This window comes from Marinitoga sp. 1137 (assembly GCF_001941525.1).
Lineage (GTDB): Bacteria > Thermotogota > Thermotogae > Petrotogales > Petrotogaceae > Marinitoga > Marinitoga piezophila.
This window is the reverse complement of record NZ_CP009471.1, coordinates 2,038,792-2,055,216: the sequence shown is the minus strand read 5'-3', so window position 1 is coordinate 2,055,216 and position 16,425 is coordinate 2,038,792. Positions and strand designations below refer to the sequence as shown.

At 29.5% G+C, this 16,425-nt stretch carries 12 protein-coding genes; 3 read left to right on the top strand and 9 right to left on the bottom strand.

Features of this window, described 5'->3' with window-relative positions:
- Positions 1–10: 10 nt before the first annotated feature.
- The 9 genes from LN42_RS09810 to LN42_RS09770 all read right to left on the bottom strand — a co-directional run bounded on the left by LN42_RS09810 (position 11) and on the right by LN42_RS09770 (position 13,199).
- A complete protein-coding gene (locus tag LN42_RS09810) occupies positions 11–2,635 on the bottom strand; it encodes a flagellar hook-basal body complex protein (RefSeq protein WP_014297357.1) in 2,625 nt (874 codons plus the stop codon).
- A 28-nt stretch (positions 2,636–2,663) separates the two neighbouring features.
- The gene (locus LN42_RS09805; protein ID WP_014297356.1) at positions 2,664–3,332 is read right to left on the bottom strand and encodes a flagellar hook assembly protein FlgD; all 669 of its coding nucleotides are present in this window, start codon (positions 3,330–3,332) and stop codon (positions 2,664–2,666) included.
- The gene (locus tag LN42_RS09800) at positions 3,322–6,879 is read right to left on the bottom strand and encodes a hypothetical protein (protein WP_075780747.1); all 3,558 of its coding nucleotides are present in this window, start codon (positions 6,877–6,879) and stop codon (positions 3,322–3,324) included. The genes LN42_RS09805 and LN42_RS09800 overlap by 11 nt, the downstream gene beginning before the upstream one ends.
- A gap of 10 nt (positions 6,880–6,889) precedes the next feature.
- Positions 6,890–7,558: a hypothetical protein gene (locus tag LN42_RS09795; RefSeq protein WP_014297354.1), complete on the bottom strand. Its 669-nt coding sequence runs from the start codon at positions 7,556–7,558 to the stop codon at positions 6,890–6,892.
- A gap of 139 nt (positions 7,559–7,697) precedes the next feature.
- Positions 7,698–9,185 carry a YfcC family protein gene (locus tag LN42_RS09790; RefSeq protein WP_014297353.1) on the bottom strand — a complete coding sequence of 496 codons (1,488 nt, stop codon included), beginning with the start codon at positions 9,183–9,185 and terminating at the stop codon, positions 7,698–7,700.
- 1 nt (position 9,186) lies between these two features.
- Complete coding sequence (locus LN42_RS09785; protein ID WP_075780746.1) at positions 9,187–10,533, bottom strand: M20 family metallopeptidase; 1,347 nt, start codon at positions 10,531–10,533, stop codon at positions 9,187–9,189.
- A 321-nt stretch (positions 10,534–10,854) separates the two neighbouring features.
- Entirely contained in the window at positions 10,855–12,474 is a 1,620-nt protein-coding gene (gene groL / locus LN42_RS09780) for a chaperonin GroEL (RefSeq protein ID WP_014297351.1), read from the bottom strand.
- A 14-nt stretch (positions 12,475–12,488) separates the two neighbouring features.
- Positions 12,489–12,758 (bottom strand): co-chaperone GroES, encoded by a 270-nt coding sequence (gene groES / locus LN42_RS09775; protein ID WP_014297350.1) that lies wholly within the window; start codon positions 12,756–12,758, stop codon positions 12,489–12,491.
- Positions 12,759–12,923: 165 nt separating this feature from the next.
- Positions 12,924–13,199 (bottom strand): hypothetical protein, encoded by a 276-nt coding sequence (locus tag LN42_RS09770; RefSeq protein ID WP_014297349.1) that lies wholly within the window; start codon positions 13,197–13,199, stop codon positions 12,924–12,926.
- A gap of 506 nt (positions 13,200–13,705) precedes the next feature.
- On the opposite strand from LN42_RS09770, the gene LN42_RS09765 reads away from it, so the two are divergent.
- Genes LN42_RS09765 through nuoF form a run of 3 tightly spaced genes read left to right on the top strand, consistent with a single transcriptional unit; the run spans position 13,706 to position 16,420 of the window.
- Complete coding sequence (locus LN42_RS09765; RefSeq protein ID WP_014297348.1) at positions 13,706–14,206, top strand: NAD(P)H-dependent oxidoreductase subunit E; 501 nt, start codon at positions 13,706–13,708, stop codon at positions 14,204–14,206.
- A 12-nt stretch (positions 14,207–14,218) separates the two neighbouring features.
- The gene (locus LN42_RS09760) at positions 14,219–14,617 is read left to right on the top strand and encodes a ferredoxin (RefSeq protein ID WP_014297347.1); all 399 of its coding nucleotides are present in this window, start codon (positions 14,219–14,221) and stop codon (positions 14,615–14,617) included.
- Positions 14,618–14,629: 12 nt separating this feature from the next.
- Positions 14,630–16,420 carry an NADH-quinone oxidoreductase subunit NuoF gene (nuoF, locus tag LN42_RS09755; protein ID WP_014297346.1) on the top strand — a complete coding sequence of 597 codons (1,791 nt, stop codon included), beginning with the start codon at positions 14,630–14,632 and terminating at the stop codon, positions 16,418–16,420.
- Positions 16,421–16,425 lie beyond the last annotated feature (5 nt).

Genomic DNA, 16,425 nt, shown 5'->3' with positions numbered 1-16,425 from the left:
AATCACCTCATTATCTCTTGAGGTTAACAAGCTCTGTTAAAATCTGATCTGATGTTGTTATTACCCTTGCTGCTGCCTGGAATCCTCTCTGGGCTGTAATCATTTTTGTAAATTCTTCTGATAAATCAACATTTGACATTTCTAACGCTCCTGATACAAGAGTTCCTGCACCTTCCTCACCAAAAGATCCTATTTTGGCAATTCCACTGTTATCACTTTGCATAAACATTGAGTTACCTACATCAAGCAATCCTCCAGGATTGGTGAATTTAGCAACAGCTACCTGAGCAATTAAATCTGATTTTCCATTTGAGAATATTCCCAACACTTCACCTAAATCATTAATTGTGAAATTCTGCAATACGCCTTTTGCATTTCCATCCTGATCTGCAATGTTTACTGAATTTGGTGCTGCAAATTGTGTTAAATCATACATGTTTAAAGATACTTTTACAGGTCCAGCCGCTGCAACTGATGATGGTGCAACCCTTTCATTTGGAGATTCACCTGTGCTTGCAGGATCAAACCAGAATCCAATAGCTCCATTGTTTCCATCTGATGTGTCATAATCAACATATCCAACTGAATCCAATCTCCATCTTGAACTTAAATATTGACCTTTCCCATCAAAGGCTATAACACCTTCTGCAGGGTCAGATGTTGTTGTACCATCTTCTGTTATTTTGTATAATGGCTGTCCGTCTACTGTTTCTGCTTTCCAGTACCATGTGTTGTCAGCAATTTTTGTGTATTTTATATTTATATCGTAATCATTTCCAAGTGAATCATATATTTTTGTTGAAATAACCACATTTGGATTTTCGTATTCTGCTATTTTATAATTCTGAGAATTTTCTGTATCTATTAATCTTAATTCACCTGAAACTGGAGTTTGAATTATTTTTCTTGCTGCAATATATCTAACTGTTCCATCTTCTGATGTTTCACCTGCTGTGTTTCCGGTTGTTGCAACAAATGTGTCTGTAGCATTTGCTTCTATTACTGATAATCCAGCTATTGTGTATTTTCCATCTGTTGATTTCCATCCACTTTCCATTTTTGCATTAAATTCTTCAACTGTATCTGCTGATGCGCTATCTCCATCTGCATCTGTAAAGGTTACTGTTTTTAATGAACCACTTTCTTCCACTTTTAATGTTATAGTTACATTTCCATTATTATCTACACTAAATGATATATCCCTTGGATCATAATATACTTCATTGTTCTGACTGTCTTTTAATGAAATACCGCCTAAGAATTTCACATTCCTTGTATTTGTACCATCTGTTAATTGTAATCTATTATCTTCATCCTGATATTTTGGAATTAATTCTCCTTTTGTATCTGTCATGTATATACCATCAAGTCCCCACTCAGTGGCATCATCAGATGAAGATTGATATAATTCTATGGATAATGCGTTTGTAGAACCTACTGGTAATAATGCAACTGATTCTGAAACACCTGAATCTAAAATAAGATTTTTTAATGTTATTTCATTACCTCCACTATCGGTAAGAGTAACTCCCTGTGCAAAATTTCTGTTTAAATCATAAAATGTTCCGTCTGTAGAAATTGTTCCTGTATATTGTGTTCCTCCAGAATCTGTAACCTGGATTGTTACCTGATTTGGATTTGTTGCATCTCTATATATCGCTATATCAGGTCTGCTATCTCTTGTTGAATCCTGAGAACTTAATGTAACAGGATTACCGTTAGAATCTGTTACAGAAATATCTCCATATGCTCTTAATGGCCAATCTATTCCATTTTTACCTATATCTATTCTTGAATCTGCAGGATATGAAGAGTTAAAATCATTTGTTGCATTGGCTCTAACAACATGTCCTGGATAGTTAGACCATCTTAATACATTACCAACTTCATCAAGTTCAACTTCACCGTAATTACTTCCTCCAAGTAATGTATAGTTTTTATCTGGATCTATACTTTGAGCATGCCATCTATATACAATTCTATCTTTATATTGTTCTGACATTATTCTTTCAAAGGTAAATTTTACCGGAACAACATCACCTGATGAGGATTTTATCGTCATTGTTGTTTCTTTTATTCCAACATCAGAATTTAAATTGTCCGCTAAATTAAGGAATGTTGTTTCTCTTGCTTCCATAACAAGATTTGGAGAAATTGTTATATCCTGAATAGGTTCATTGGAATCTATATATCTTTTTCCTGTTTCTGTTATTTTTGCATTCCATCCCTGTAATTTCATACCACTTGATGGATTTACAAAATGCCCTTCTGAATCTAATGTAAAGTTACCTGCTCTTGAAAAGTATTTTGTTAATCCATCTGATAATACAAAAAATCCATCTCCTTTTATTGCCATATCTGTTTTATTTCCTGTATTCTGAAGTGACCCCTGTGTCATTATTTTATCTATTGATGCTATTTTTGATCCCAATCCAACCTGTGTAGGATTTATTCCACCAAATTGTCCACTTGCTCCTCTACTTTCAGATAATGTTTGTGAAAGTGTATTCTGAAATGTTACTCTTGAAGTTTTATAACCAACGGTGTTTACATTGGAGATATTATTACCTATAACGTCTAATTGTGTCTGAAAGTTTTTCAATCCACTCTGACCACTAAACATTGCTCTTAACATATAATCTCCTCCCAAATTTATTTTATTTTTATATTTCTGATATTTCCACTATTTTGTCTGTGCTATACTTTCTTCCATTTACCAAAACATAAAACTGATTGTCTTCAAATTGTACTGCATCTACCTTTCCTCCATCTAAACCTCCGATTTTTACCTTTTTCCCATCTTTGTACGTATATACGTCATACTTGTATGTTCCATCTGCAACCTGAGAACCATCTGTATTTCTTCCATCCCAGTTAAATGTTTTCATTCCTTCTTCCTGAATACCCAAACTCTTTGTAAAAACAAGATTGTCATTTTCATCATAAATATCCACAAATACCTTGGTTGGTTCTTCAAGATTATAAATTATTGCATCAGAAAATCCATTAACAAGATTTATTTTATTGTTTTCTACCACAACATTTTTACCTATTAAATTGGACGTTTGTACTTTAAATAAACTCATTTGGGAGTTAACCATATCCTGAAACGATTCACTCATATTCATTATTTGTTCTGTCATTGACAGTTCAGACATTTGCGAGATAAATTCTCTATCGTTCATTGTATTGGTTGGATCCTGATACTTTAACTGTGTCATTAAAATCTTTAAAAACGCATCTTTATCCAGTTCTTTTTTGGGTTCTGAACTTTTAGGCTTTGAATACTGTGAAAATACTAAACTTGCTGCTGGATCAACATTATTGATCATTTAGATCACCTCTCAAAAATTCCCAGAATGTATTTCTTTTATCTTTTCTCTTTTTTTCATTTTCGCTGTCATTTTCTTTATATAAATTCTCTTTTTGATTATTTTCTCTTTGCTGATTTTGAGAATTATCCTGATTTTGCTCATTTCTCTGATCTGTCTTTATATTTAATTCCATTTTTTCATAATTTTCCTTAAATACCTGTATAACATTTTCAAGCCGTTTTTCAATTTCTCTTCCGTATCTGTCATTTTCAACTGTAATATCAAGGGATAAATTTTTCATTGATTTTATTATTTTTATTTCAACTTCTCCAAGATCTGGTGGATTAACTTTTACTACAGTTTTTTCAAAGTATTTTGGAACATTTTCTATTTTCTTTATTGTATTAACTATACGATTTTGTAATTCATTTATTGTAATTGTTTTTGGAACATTATTGTTTGTTAACTGCCTTGTTTCCTGCGCTGATGTTTGTTTTAACAAATGCGGATGCAAATATTCCACTTTTTTCTCAAATATTGGAGATTTTAATTCTACTTTTTTATCCCTTTTTAAATTTCTAAAATTTTCTATTTTATTTTCTGGTATATAGGATATTTTGTTATTTTTCTTTATCTTAATATTTTCTACTGTTTTTAGTATTTCCCTTGCTTCATCTATTCCTTCTTTACTGTATTTAATCAGAACTTTTATGTCTTTATAATTTTTAACTAATGTATAATCCATTTTATTTTTCGATAATACTCCTTTTAAATCCTTGATATTATTTCCGGAGATATTGTTTTTTAATATATATCCTTCTGATTTTTCTGAAGAATATATTTTTTCAACATGTTTTTTGTTATTTTCCATAAAAGTCTGTATTTTGTGTTTTAATAGATTTACGTCTATATTATTCTGTGGTTTTTTTATATGAGCTTTGTTTAATTCTATACTTTTTAATAATGCTACGGCCTGTTTATTGTTATTAATTAATATTTTTATATTGATATTTTTATCTTTTATCTGCAATACTTTCTGGTTACTATCAAAGGTATTTTTTATTGAAACTTTATAATTATTACCTTTTTTTAGATTCAACGTATTTTTTAATTTTTTGTATTTTACAGATTTAGCCTTTAAGATTTCTGGAACTTTTTCATTTTTAATAAATTCCGCATTATCCACTTCTTTATTTTCCAGATATTTGAACTTTTCAGTATTATTTCTATTTATACGTATCCTTTCAAACTCATTGTTTTTATTATTTTGATCTATTTTGTTGTTTATACGCTTTTCTATCTTTCCTCCATTTTCTCTTTTTATATTATTTATATTATGAGAGGATTTGATTTTTTCATTTTTTTCAGGCAATTTAAAGAAAACTTTTTGAATATCTTTTATTAATTTTTTAAGTTCTTCTGGATATGTTTCAGGAGTTAATTTAGATTGTTCAACATCATGAAAAATATCTTTTATTAATTTTTCTATTTTATTTTGTAGTTCATTTAAATTATTCTCTCTTCGAGTAATATTACTAAGATCTTTTTCTTTTTTTTGTCCAATTGGTGATTCACCTTTTTTATTCTGATTATCTATAATTATTTTCTTTATTTCCTTTATTTCTTCTCTGGTATCTTTGGATAATATTTCATCTTTTTCTTTATAAGATAATATAAATCTTATAACCTTTTTTACATCTTCTTTTGTAAAATTTAATTTTTCATTATGATTTTCTGTTGTTTTTTTATCTATATTGAGCTCTTTGACATCGCCTTCTTTTATTTGTTTATTTATCTTTTTTATCATGGATTCAATTTCTTTTTCAATTTTTATTTTTAAGTCTTTAGTTTTACCTTCATTTTTCTGGAATGGATTTATGTTTAATTCTTTAATTATACTTTCGGTAATTATCTTTGCCGTTTCCTTTTCTTCTGAATTTTCTTTGTTATTTTTTACCGCTTCTAATATTAAATATTCTATTTTTTTTATGTTTTTATCTTCATATTTTATATTATGATTATTTTTTAATATATTAAATATTTTTCCAGCGGTTTCATTTATTATTTTCTTTATTTCTGGATTTTTTATTTCTTTTTTCACTTTATGAAAATCAAAGAGATTTATTAAGCTTTCTAAAAGCTTTTCATTATCTTCATTTAATTTATTGATATTAAGATTATTTATCCCAGATTCTTTAATTTTTTTATAAACTTTCTCTTTGATTTCATCTTTATTTGATATTTTTGTTTTAGGATAAGATTCTACTGTATTAATTATTTCCTCTGCTATTTTCATTATTTTTTCTTTGTGTTTGGTATCAGGATTTCCTTTATTGATTTCAGTTAATTTCAAATCTGATTTTATTAAAATTTTTCTTATTTTATCTTTTATCTGATTTTCATTAAATTCATTATTATTAATTACCTCTATCTTCTTACTTTCTATTATCTCTGATTTCTTATTTTCAATTTCAATATTTATTAGTTTTATTTTTTCCAATGCTTTGCTTAACTCGTTTTTTATTTCTTTAATTTCATTGGATTTGTTTCTATCAGATATTTTATTTATTAAAGCAACTATAATTCTTTTTACTTCATTAATTTCATTTTTGTCTTCTTTTGAATTCATATTTTGTAATTTTTTGTGTATTTGCTTTAATTCCTTAATTAATTTTTCTTTATTTGCTTCGTTTATTTTACTTTCTTTCTTATTTATTAAATTATTACTCTTGTTTTCAACAATCACTTTGTTCATTTTTTCTGATAATTTATCCAGTTCATCAATTTTATTTTTTAACATTTCAATTGATTTATTTATTACTTCCAGTTTATTATCACTCTTATTGTCACTTTTTAATTCTTCCTTTTTTATATTAATCTCTCTGCTGAATTTCTGAGTTTCTTTATTCTCTGAAAATTTTATTAAATCAGAATCCTTTATATATATTTTTCTTATTTGCTTTGAGTTTTCTATATTTTTTATATCTTTTTCAAATATTTCTACTATCTGTTTTAACTTTTCATTTAATCCACTTTTATCTTCAGTCTTTTTTTCTAAAGAAAATATTGCTTTTTTTATATTATCTATTTCTTTTTTTATCTCTATTAAAGCTTTTTTATTTATTTTTTCTGGTTCTATCTTTAAATATTTTATATTTTCTTCTACACTTTTCAGTATTTCTATTATCTTCTTATAATCAACATTTTCTTTATTTTCTATTTTCAAATTGTCATTTTTTAAGCTTTTCTCCAGTTTTGTTAATTTAACCTTCTTTATGGCAAAAGACTTTAAATGGCTATTTCCAGTTTCATAGCCATTTATTTTTTTTATATTTATCTTTTTTATATTTAATGATTTAAGAATCCTGGATTTTTCATTATCCCGGAAAGCTTCTTTTTTAACGAAAGAATTTATTTTTGAAGCGTGATTTAATGAAGAATTTTTATTTTCCACAAATAGTTTGTAGAAAGTTTTATTTGCGGATTTTATTTCATTATTTTCATTGGCGAATAATGCCTTTTTCTCTTTTTTTATCGAGAATAATAAAGGAAGACCGGATATCATTTTTTCCCTCCTATTGACTTTTCACCTCCCCTATCTTTGAAATAACATTTGCAGCTTTTGTTGGATTTACCTGTGCCAATGCCTGTACTATCTCTGCTGCTGTATCAGAAGGCAGCATTAATAACGCATTGACTATTAAATCTATGCTTACTTCATCTCTGGAAAGCGCTAACGCTATTTGAGATGGTGTAGAGGAGGCGAACCATTCGGATAATTTTTTTATTCTATATTTATAATCTTCAAACATTTCCTTTTCTTTTTCAAATTTCTTTTTTTCTTCTTCCAGCTTTTGTTTTGCAATAGCAAGTTCACTTGCTTCATTGCTAAGTTGAACTGATAATTTATTCAACTCTTCAATTTGTGATTTTAATTTTTCATTTTTTATATCTATTTCTTTCATTCTATCTTCAAGTAATTTTTCTTGGATAACGTATGCATTTCCTACATCTAAATATTCATATTTTACTTTATCTTTTAATACAGGCACTTTTTGTAGCATATATGCTACAAAACTTTTCCAGTCTTCCTTTATACTTAAATTTAATGTTTTTAATCTTCCAAATTCAAAATTTATATATATTATTGTGATTACAATACCTGTTATAAATATTGACCAAAAAAATAAACCGAATAATCTCTTAAATCTACTTGGCTTTTTTACATTTTCTTCTTCTGGCATAATCCATTCCTCCTTTATTATTCTCAAAGTATAGTATATCAAATTTTTTCCTTTTTTAAAACAAATATACAAAAAAAATCACACACGAAAATAAATTCGTGTGTGATTTTTCTACTTTAACTCTATATATTAAATATCATTATATATATACAGCTATTGTTAATGCTGCCATTACCACTAATGAAACTATTATAAGTAATTTCCATACAAATTTGAAGTATATTTCATATGGAACCTTTGCTATAGCCAATGCACCCATTATTACAGCACTTGTTGGGGTAAATAGATTTATAACTCCTGATGCTGATTGATACGCTGTTATAACAAGATCTCTTCCAACACCGGCAAAATCTGCTAATGGTGCCATAATTGGCATTGTTAATGTTGCAAGACCTGAAGTTGATGGAACAAGGAATGACATAGGTAAATAGAATAAATATGCAATATTTACAAATGCTACAGAACCAAGTTTAGCAAGTGTTTCTTCTCCCCAATGCAATATAGTTGCTGTCATTCCACCATCATTCATAACAACTGTAATACCTCTTGAAACACCTATAATTAATGCAACACCCAATAAATCCCTTGCGCCACTTACAAAAATATCTATGTATTCGCTTTCACTCATTTTATAAATCCTTGCAATAATTAAACTTGCTACAAAGAATAACATTGTAATTTCTCCAAACCACCAGTCACCCAATGGTATAGGATGTCCTATTATTTTTCCCAAAACAGGTATATTCATTAAAAAGTTATTAAAGTTTTCAAATATATGGATATCAAATTTCCATGCCCAAGGAATTACACCCAATACCATTACAATAAATGTTAACCCAAATATCCATAATACCTTTTTTCTTTCCTTTGTTAATTCAACTTCAAGATTTGTATTTTCATTATTGAAATGTTCTTCATGCTCTTCTTTTAAATGATATACTAATGATTTTGTTGGATCTTTTTTTACCTTATCCGCATATCTCATTACATATATAATTCCTATAATTTCAGAAGCTATTAAAATAATCAACCTTAATCCTATACCATCTCCAATAGAAATATTGGCAAAGCCGGAAGCTATTCCTGTAGCAAAAGGGTTAACAGTTGAACCGAGAACACCAAGCCCAGCTCCCAAGGCTATTGTCGCAACAGCTGTTAAAGCATCAAAACCCGCTGCAATAAATACCGGTATAATTAAAGGATAAAAGGCTATTGTTTCTTCTGCCATTCCATATGTTGTTCCTCCAAGACCAAATAATACCATTAATATTGGTATTAACAGCTTTTCTCTTCCATTTAATTTTTTCAGTACACTTGCAATTCCAGCATCAATAGCACCTGTTTTCATTACTACAGACAAAAAGCCACCTATTACAATAACAAATAACGCAATATCAACAGCATCATAAAAACCTTTAATAGGTGCATTAAAAATTTCCCATAATCCCTGAGGATTCTGTTCTATTCTATGATACGTTCCAGGAATAGGTTGTGGCTTTGATGCGTTTGGATCAACATAATCATATTGCCCTGCTGGAATAATCCATGTAAATATTGCTACAATAACGATAATGGAGAATAAAATCGTATAAGCAGTTGGCATTTTAAAACCCTTTTTTCTTTCCATTTTATACCTCCTCACAAATTTTATATATTGCTTTTGCATATATTTTTATTGCTTTGAGTAAATCATCTAATTTAATACTTTCATTTGGCTGATGCTCAGTTTTAGCGGAATCTGGAAATGTCGCACCAAAGGCTATACAATTTTTTAACGCTCTTGCATATGTTGCACCACCTGAGGATATTGGCAATGATTTATAATCTCCTGTTTCTTCTCTATATGTATTTAAAAGAATCTGATACAAAAAGTGCTCTTTTGAAAAATATACAGGTGCTAACCAATCAATTTCTTCAATTATTAAATTATATTTCTGTGCTTTTTCCTTTAATTTTTCCATTACAAATTCTTTTTCTACTGTAACGGGAATTCTTATATCAACGCCTATTTCCTGTTTATTTCCTTTAAATTCTATCTTTCCAATATTAAACTTTAAATATCCAGAATCTTCATCTTTACATTCACCAAAAATCTTCGTTGCATATGGATCTTCACCAACTTCATTGACAATAAAATCTATCATATTTGATCTATAACCTATTTTATTTAATGTTATAATTAATCTTATGATAGCATTAACCCCTTTTTCTGTATCTTTGGCATGAGCAGATTTTCCTAATACAACTAATTTTCCATTTTTTACAGTATATTCATATCCTGCATCTTCGAGTTCATTTTGTAATTTTTCCTGATCTTTGCCAGAATATTCCATTTCATCTGGAACTGCATTTAAAGCGCTTCCACCAGATATATTTAAATCACATTTTTCATTTCCAGATATTTTAAGTTGTAATAAACCTTTTTCAGCATATACTAAAGGAAATTGCGAATCAGGAGTAAAGGATATTGTTGGAATTTCTTCTTTTTCTTTATATTTTTCAATACCTCTCCATAACAATTCTTCATCGGTACCAAAAATAAATCTTATTCTCTTCTTAAATTCATAACCCATATTCTTTAAAATCTTAACAGCGTAAATTGCAGCCAGCATAGGACCTTTGTCATCCTGAACTCCACGACCATATAATATACCATCTTTTATTTCAAGAGAAAATGGATCTGTTTCCCAGTTATTTAAATCACCAGCCGGCACTACATCAAGATGCCCCAGAACACCTATTAATTCTTTTCCTTCTCCAATTTCCGCATATCCATAATAAGGATTATAAAATGTTTTAAACCCCATCCTTTCACAAATTTCAAGTGTTTTTTTCAATACATTATCAATATTTTTTCCAAAAGGAAATTCTTCTGATTCTTCTTCATTTACACTTGGAATTTTTATAACCTCCTCCAAGTCGTGAATAAAATCACTTTTGTTTGCAGATATTAATTTTTCAATATTTTCTAACATAACACACCTCCTTTGCCCAGCTTATTATACAATTAATTATAATTAACTCAAAATCCCAAAAAGGAATAAAAATAAACTTATTAAATCAAAAATAATACTCATGGTCATTTATTATATTATTTTATAAGTATGCATGAGTATGCATGAGTATGCACGAGTATGCGTATGATTATCATTTTATTATTCCTGGCGTATTTTATTATTAATATCAGAATACACTTATTAACCTATATTTTTTGTTTCTAATTAATAAAATATAAATATTGATATATTTTTTTATAAAAAAACTGCCCCGAAATTCGGGGCAGTTTTATTTATTTATTAATATGCTGGCATATCTGGCATTTCTGGTGCTTTTTCTTCTTTTGGTTCATCAACTACTAATACTTCTGTTGTTAAGAGCATTGAAGCAATTGATGCTGCATTTTGTACTGCACTTCTTGTAACTTTTGCTGGGTCGATAATTCCTTTATCGAACATATCTACAAATTCATCATTTAATGCATCATAACCGTAAGCTACTTCGTCTTTTGCCAATACTCTATCGATGATTATTGCTCCATCTACTCCAGCATTTTTAGCAATTTGTCTAATTGGTGCTTCTAATGCTTCATATACAACTTTTGCACCGATTTTTTCGTCTCCTTCTAATTCTTCTAATAATGGTTCAATAGCTTTTTTAGCTCTTAATAATGTTACTCCACCACCAGGAACTATACCTTCTTCTACTGCTGCTCTTGTAGCTGATAATGCATCTTCAATTCTGTGTTTCTTTTCTTTTAATTCTGTTTCTGTTGCAGCACCAACTTTAATAACTGCAACTCCACCAGCCATTTTAGCAAGTCTTTCCTGTAATGTTTCTTTTTCATATTCTGAAGTTGTATTTTCAATTTGTGCTTTTATCTGTTTAATTCTTTCTTTGATGTTTTCTTCGTCACCTTTTCCACCAACGATAATTGTGTCATCTTTTCTTACTTTTACCATATCTGCTCTACCAAGGTCGTTTAATGTTACATTTTCCAATGTTAATCCAACTTCTTCACTGATTACAACGCCACCTGTTAAGATAGCTATATCCTGTAACATTGCTTTTCTTCTGTCACCAAAACCAGGTGCTTTAACTGCAACTGATTCTAATGTTCCTCTTAATTTGTTTAATACTAATGTTGATAATGCTTCACCTTCAACATCTTCTGCAATGATTACTAATGGTTTTCCAGCCTGTGCAACTTTTTCTAATACAGGAATTAATGGCTTTACTGTTGAAATCTTTTTATCTGTAATCAAGATATATGGTTCTTTCATTATTGCTTCCATTTTTTCTGTATCTGTTACAAAGTATGGTGAAATATATCCTCTATCAAATTGCATACCTTCTGTGAAATCTACAAATGTTTCCATTGTTTTTGAATCTTCAACTGTGATTACACCATCTTCGCCAACTTTGTCCATTGCATCTGCAATTAAGTTACCTATCTGTTCGTTGTTTGCTGAAATTGATGCAACATGTGCAATATCTTCTTTACTTGATAATTTTTTGCTCATGTTCTTGATTTCTTCAACAGCTTTTTCTGCTGCTTTCTGAATTCCATTTTTCATTAACATTGGATTAGCACCAGCAGCTACATTTTTCAATCCTTCTCTTATCATAGCCTGTGCCAATACTGTTGCTGTTGTTGTACCGTCACCAGCCACATCATTTGTTTTTGAAGCTACTTCTTTTACTAACTGTGCACCTAAGTTTTCAAATTTATCTTTTAATTCGATTTCTTTTGCAATTGATACACCATCATTTGTAATTGTTGGTGAACCCCAGCTCTTTTCCAATACAACATTTCTACCTTTTGGTCCTAAAGTTATTTTAACAGCATCTGCTACCTTATTAACTCCTCTTTCTAATGCTCTTCTTGCTTCTTCTGAGAATAACATTACCTTTGCCATTTCACAACACCTCCTTAGTCTTCATATTTTGCTAAAATATCATCTACGTCGATTATAATATAGTCTTCATCGTCAATTTTTATTTCTGTTCCTGAATATTTAGCAAATACTACGTGATCACCTACGTTTATTTCAACATCATCGTCAATAGTTCCAATAGCAACAACTTCTGCTCTCATTGGTTTTTCTTTTGCTGTATCTGGTAATACTATACCGCCTTCTGTTTTCTTTTCTTCAATAACAGGTTTTATTAATAATCTGTTACCAAGTGGTTTTACTTTCACACCAATCACCCTCCTTGTCCATATTTTTTATTTTTTAGCAGTCAAGTTATCCGAGTGCTAATTTCTATTTGTATGATACTCCTTCTTGAAAAAAATTTCAAGCATTATTATAAGCGTTTATTCTTTTTTATTTCCAATTAATCGTGATTATAATTAAAATTCTAATTATTCTTCCTTTTTCCATAATATTTTATTTGCCCGATCATCAAAAATCTCTTTTATATCCTCTGGTACAGTTAATTCTTCTTTATATGTTTCAATAACCTCTATAATCAAATCCTTTGGCAATGATGAAATTACCCATAAATCACTTATTAAAACCCTGCCTTCATTTTTTACAGGAGCCTTAATAATCGAACTTTCAACTGCTTTTAAAAATATTCTTAAATCTTCTTCTTTATAAAAACCCTTACCTGTATCATTTCCATAATTAATAGGCATTTATACCCCTCCTTAAATTTGTTTTTTGTATTGTTTATTATAACATCTTTTAATTGCTATTAAATTAAAAAAGTTTTTTATATTATTTTATCTTCTTCAACCATACAAAATAACAGGTTATATATACCATTTGTATATATTGAGTATATTATATATAATGATTACTTTTTTGTAAATTACACATGTTTCTAAATCTTTTATTCGATATTCATTAATCATGATTTAACATTTCACAAATAGAAAAACATTTATTTAACACTTTCGTTTTGCTAATGTAATAAAATTGCCTGTAAATTAAATCAAATTATTTTATAATATAGTTGAAGATATTTATTTCTCCATCTTAACTCCGGATTGTGAAAAAAATAATAATATAAGATAATTTTAGTCAGAATTTAATTATTTTTAACTATAACTTAAATATAATTTGTGAAAAAAATAGCTATAAAGTTTATATATATTCATAAAACATATAAATAAAAACTTTATCTTGAGGAGGGAACGGAATGTCCGTAGAACTTGAAAGTAAGTTAAAAGAAGTAGAAGAATATATTGACTCTCTGGAACTCGAAGGGAAGGACAAAGTTACAAAGAGAAGTTATCTAATCCATGTGCTACATAGAGCACAGGAAATAATTGGTTATTTACCAATTGAGGTTCAAAAATTAATCGCTAAAAAATTAGACGTTCATGCTTCTGATGTTTATGGAGTAGTAACGTTTTATAACTTTTTTTCAATGAAACCAAAGGGAAAATATCCTATAAGTGTATGTTTAGGAACAGCATGTTATGTTAGAGGATCAGGAGATATTTTAGAAGAATTTAAAAAACAATTAGGCATTAAAGAAAACGAAACAACAGAAGATGGATTATTCAGTCTTCATGCTGTTAGATGTGTAGGAGCATGTGGTCTTGCACCAGTTGTTATGATTGGTGATGAAGTTCATGGAAGATTAACGAAAAACGATGTAAAGAAATTAATAAAAGAATACCGTGAAAGAGGTTAAGGAGGGAAATATATGCCTAAAATTAAAAGCCTTGAAGATTTATTAAAACAGAAGGAAGCTGCAAAAAATAAATTGAATTTAAGAAAAATTGCTGATAAAGACAATATAATAACTTTAAAGGTTGCAATGGGAACATGCGGAATTGCAGCTGGCGCAAAAGAAACATTTAACAAATTGGTTGAAATTGTTGAGGAAAAAGGACTTGATAATATTAGAATTATTCAAACTGGTTGTATGGGGTATTGTCATGCAGAACCTACTGTTGAAGTTTCTGAACCGGGAAAGGAACCTATATTATATGGAAAAATCAACGAAGAAAGAGCTGTTGAATTAATTGAAAAACATATATTAAACGGAGAATTGCTTCAGGATTCAATAATAGGAGAAACACACAAATCCATTAACGAGTAAGGAGGGAATATAATGCCATCATATAAATATCACATATTAATCTGTGGAGGTACAGGTTGTACATCTTCTAAAAGTGAACTTATAAAGGATAATCTTGAAAAGATTATAAAGGAAAAAAATCTTGAAAATGATGTTCAGGTTGTTAGAACAGGTTGTTTTGGATTCTGTGAACAGGGACCTATTGTAAAGTTCTTACCTGATAATACATTTTATGTTAGAGTTACACCGGAAGATGCAGAAGAATTGGTTAATGAACATATTATAAAAGGTAGAAAAGTTGAAAGATTGTTATACGTGGAACCTACAGAAAAGGAAAAAATCGACGAATCAAAGAAAATGCCATTTTATAAAAAACAAATCAGGGTTGCTTTAAGAAACGCCGGTTTAATTGATCCTGATGATATTGATGAATATATTGCAAATGATGGTTATCAGGCTTTAGCAAAAGCATTATCAATGACTCCAGAAGAAGTTGTTGAAGAAGTTAGAGAATCCGGTCTTAGAGGAAGAGGTGGAGGAGGATTCCCAACAGGATTAAAATGGGGATTTGCCCAAAAAGCAAAAAGCGATGTAAAGTATGTTGTATGTAATGCAGACGAAGGTGACCCGGGAGCATTTATGGATAGATCCGTTTTAGAAGGTGATCCACATTCAGTTATTGAAGGAATGGCTATTGCAGGTTACGCAATAGGAGCAAATCAGGGATATATTTACATAAGAGCAGAATATCCCCTTGCAGTTAAAAGACTTCAAAATGCTATTAATCAGGCAAGAGAATATGGACTATTGGGTGAAAATATTTTAGGAACTGATTTTTCATTTGATCTCGAAATAAGACTTGGTGCTGGAGCTTTTGTTTGTGGTGAAGAAACTGCTTTATTAGCTTCAATTGAAGGATACAGAGGAGAACCAAGAACAAAACCTCCTTTCCCTGCCCAAAAAGGTTTATGGGGCAAACCAACTATTATAAATAATGTTGAAACACTTGCAAATATTGCTCCTATTATTTTAAAGGGTGCAAAATGGTTTAGAAGTCTTGGAACAGAAAAATCTCCTGGAACAAAGGTTTTTGCACTAGCAGGTAAGGTTAACAATGTTGGACTTGTTGAAGTTCCAATGGGTACAACATTAAGAGAGGTTATTTTTGATATTGGTGGTGGAATTAGAGATAACAAGAAATTTAAAGCTGTTCAAACAGGTGGACCATCAGGAGGATGTATTCCTGAAGCATATCTCGATACTCCAATTGATTTTGATACATTAACTGCATTGGGTTCTATGATGGGTTCAGGTGGTATGATTGTTATGGACGAAAATACATGTATGCCTGATGTTGCAAAGTTCTATCTTGAATTCTCCGTTGAAGAATCATGTGGTAAATGTACTCCATGTAGAATAGGTAACGTAAGATTACTTGAAATATTAGAAAAGATTACTTCTGGTAGAGCAACAATAGAAGATTTAAATACACTTGAAACTTTAGGAAAAACTATAAAAGATTCTGCATTATGTGGTTTAGGTCAAACATCACCTAATCCAATATTATCCACTCTGCATTATTTCAGAGATGAATATGAAGCACATGTTCTTGATAAAACATGTCCAGCTGGAGTATGTAAGAATTTAATTACATATGTAATTGATAAGGATAAATGTGTGGGATGTACAGCATGTGCGAGAGTTTGTCCTGTAAATGCAATTAGTGGTGAAATTAAGAAACCACATGAAATAGATCAGGAAAAATGTATTAAATGCGGCGCCTGTTATGCAACATGTAGATTCGGCGCTATAGAAAAGATATAAGGAAG

Excerpts from the sequence above, each read along its gene's own strand:
- LN42_RS09810 (WP_014297357.1), bottom strand. The coding sequence starts at position 2,635 with ATGTTAAGAGCAATGTTTAGTGGTCAGAGTGGATTGAAAAACTTTCAG.
- LN42_RS09805 (WP_014297356.1), bottom strand. The coding sequence starts at position 3,332 with ATGATCAATAATGTTGATCCAGCAGCAAGTTTAGTATTTTCACAGTAT.
- LN42_RS09800 (WP_075780747.1), bottom strand. The coding sequence starts at position 6,879 with ATGATATCCGGTCTTCCTTTATTATTCTCGATAAAAAAAGAGAAAAAG.
- LN42_RS09795 (WP_014297354.1), bottom strand. The coding sequence starts at position 7,558 with ATGCCAGAAGAAGAAAATGTAAAAAAGCCAAGTAGATTTAAGAGATTA.
- LN42_RS09790 (WP_014297353.1), bottom strand. The coding sequence starts at position 9,185 with ATGGAAAGAAAAAAGGGTTTTAAAATGCCAACTGCTTATACGATTTTA.
- LN42_RS09785 (WP_075780746.1), bottom strand. The coding sequence starts at position 10,533 with ATGTTAGAAAATATTGAAAAATTAATATCTGCAAACAAAAGTGATTTT.
- groL (WP_014297351.1), bottom strand. The coding sequence starts at position 12,474 with ATGGCAAAGGTAATGTTATTCTCAGAAGAAGCAAGAAGAGCATTAGAA.
- LN42_RS09770 (WP_014297349.1), bottom strand. The coding sequence starts at position 13,199 with ATGCCTATTAATTATGGAAATGATACAGGTAAGGGTTTTTATAAAGAA.
- LN42_RS09765 (WP_014297348.1), top strand. The coding sequence starts at position 13,706 with ATGTCCGTAGAACTTGAAAGTAAGTTAAAAGAAGTAGAAGAATATATT.
- LN42_RS09760 (WP_014297347.1), top strand. The coding sequence starts at position 14,219 with ATGCCTAAAATTAAAAGCCTTGAAGATTTATTAAAACAGAAGGAAGCT.
- nuoF (WP_014297346.1), top strand. The coding sequence starts at position 14,630 with ATGCCATCATATAAATATCACATATTAATCTGTGGAGGTACAGGTTGT.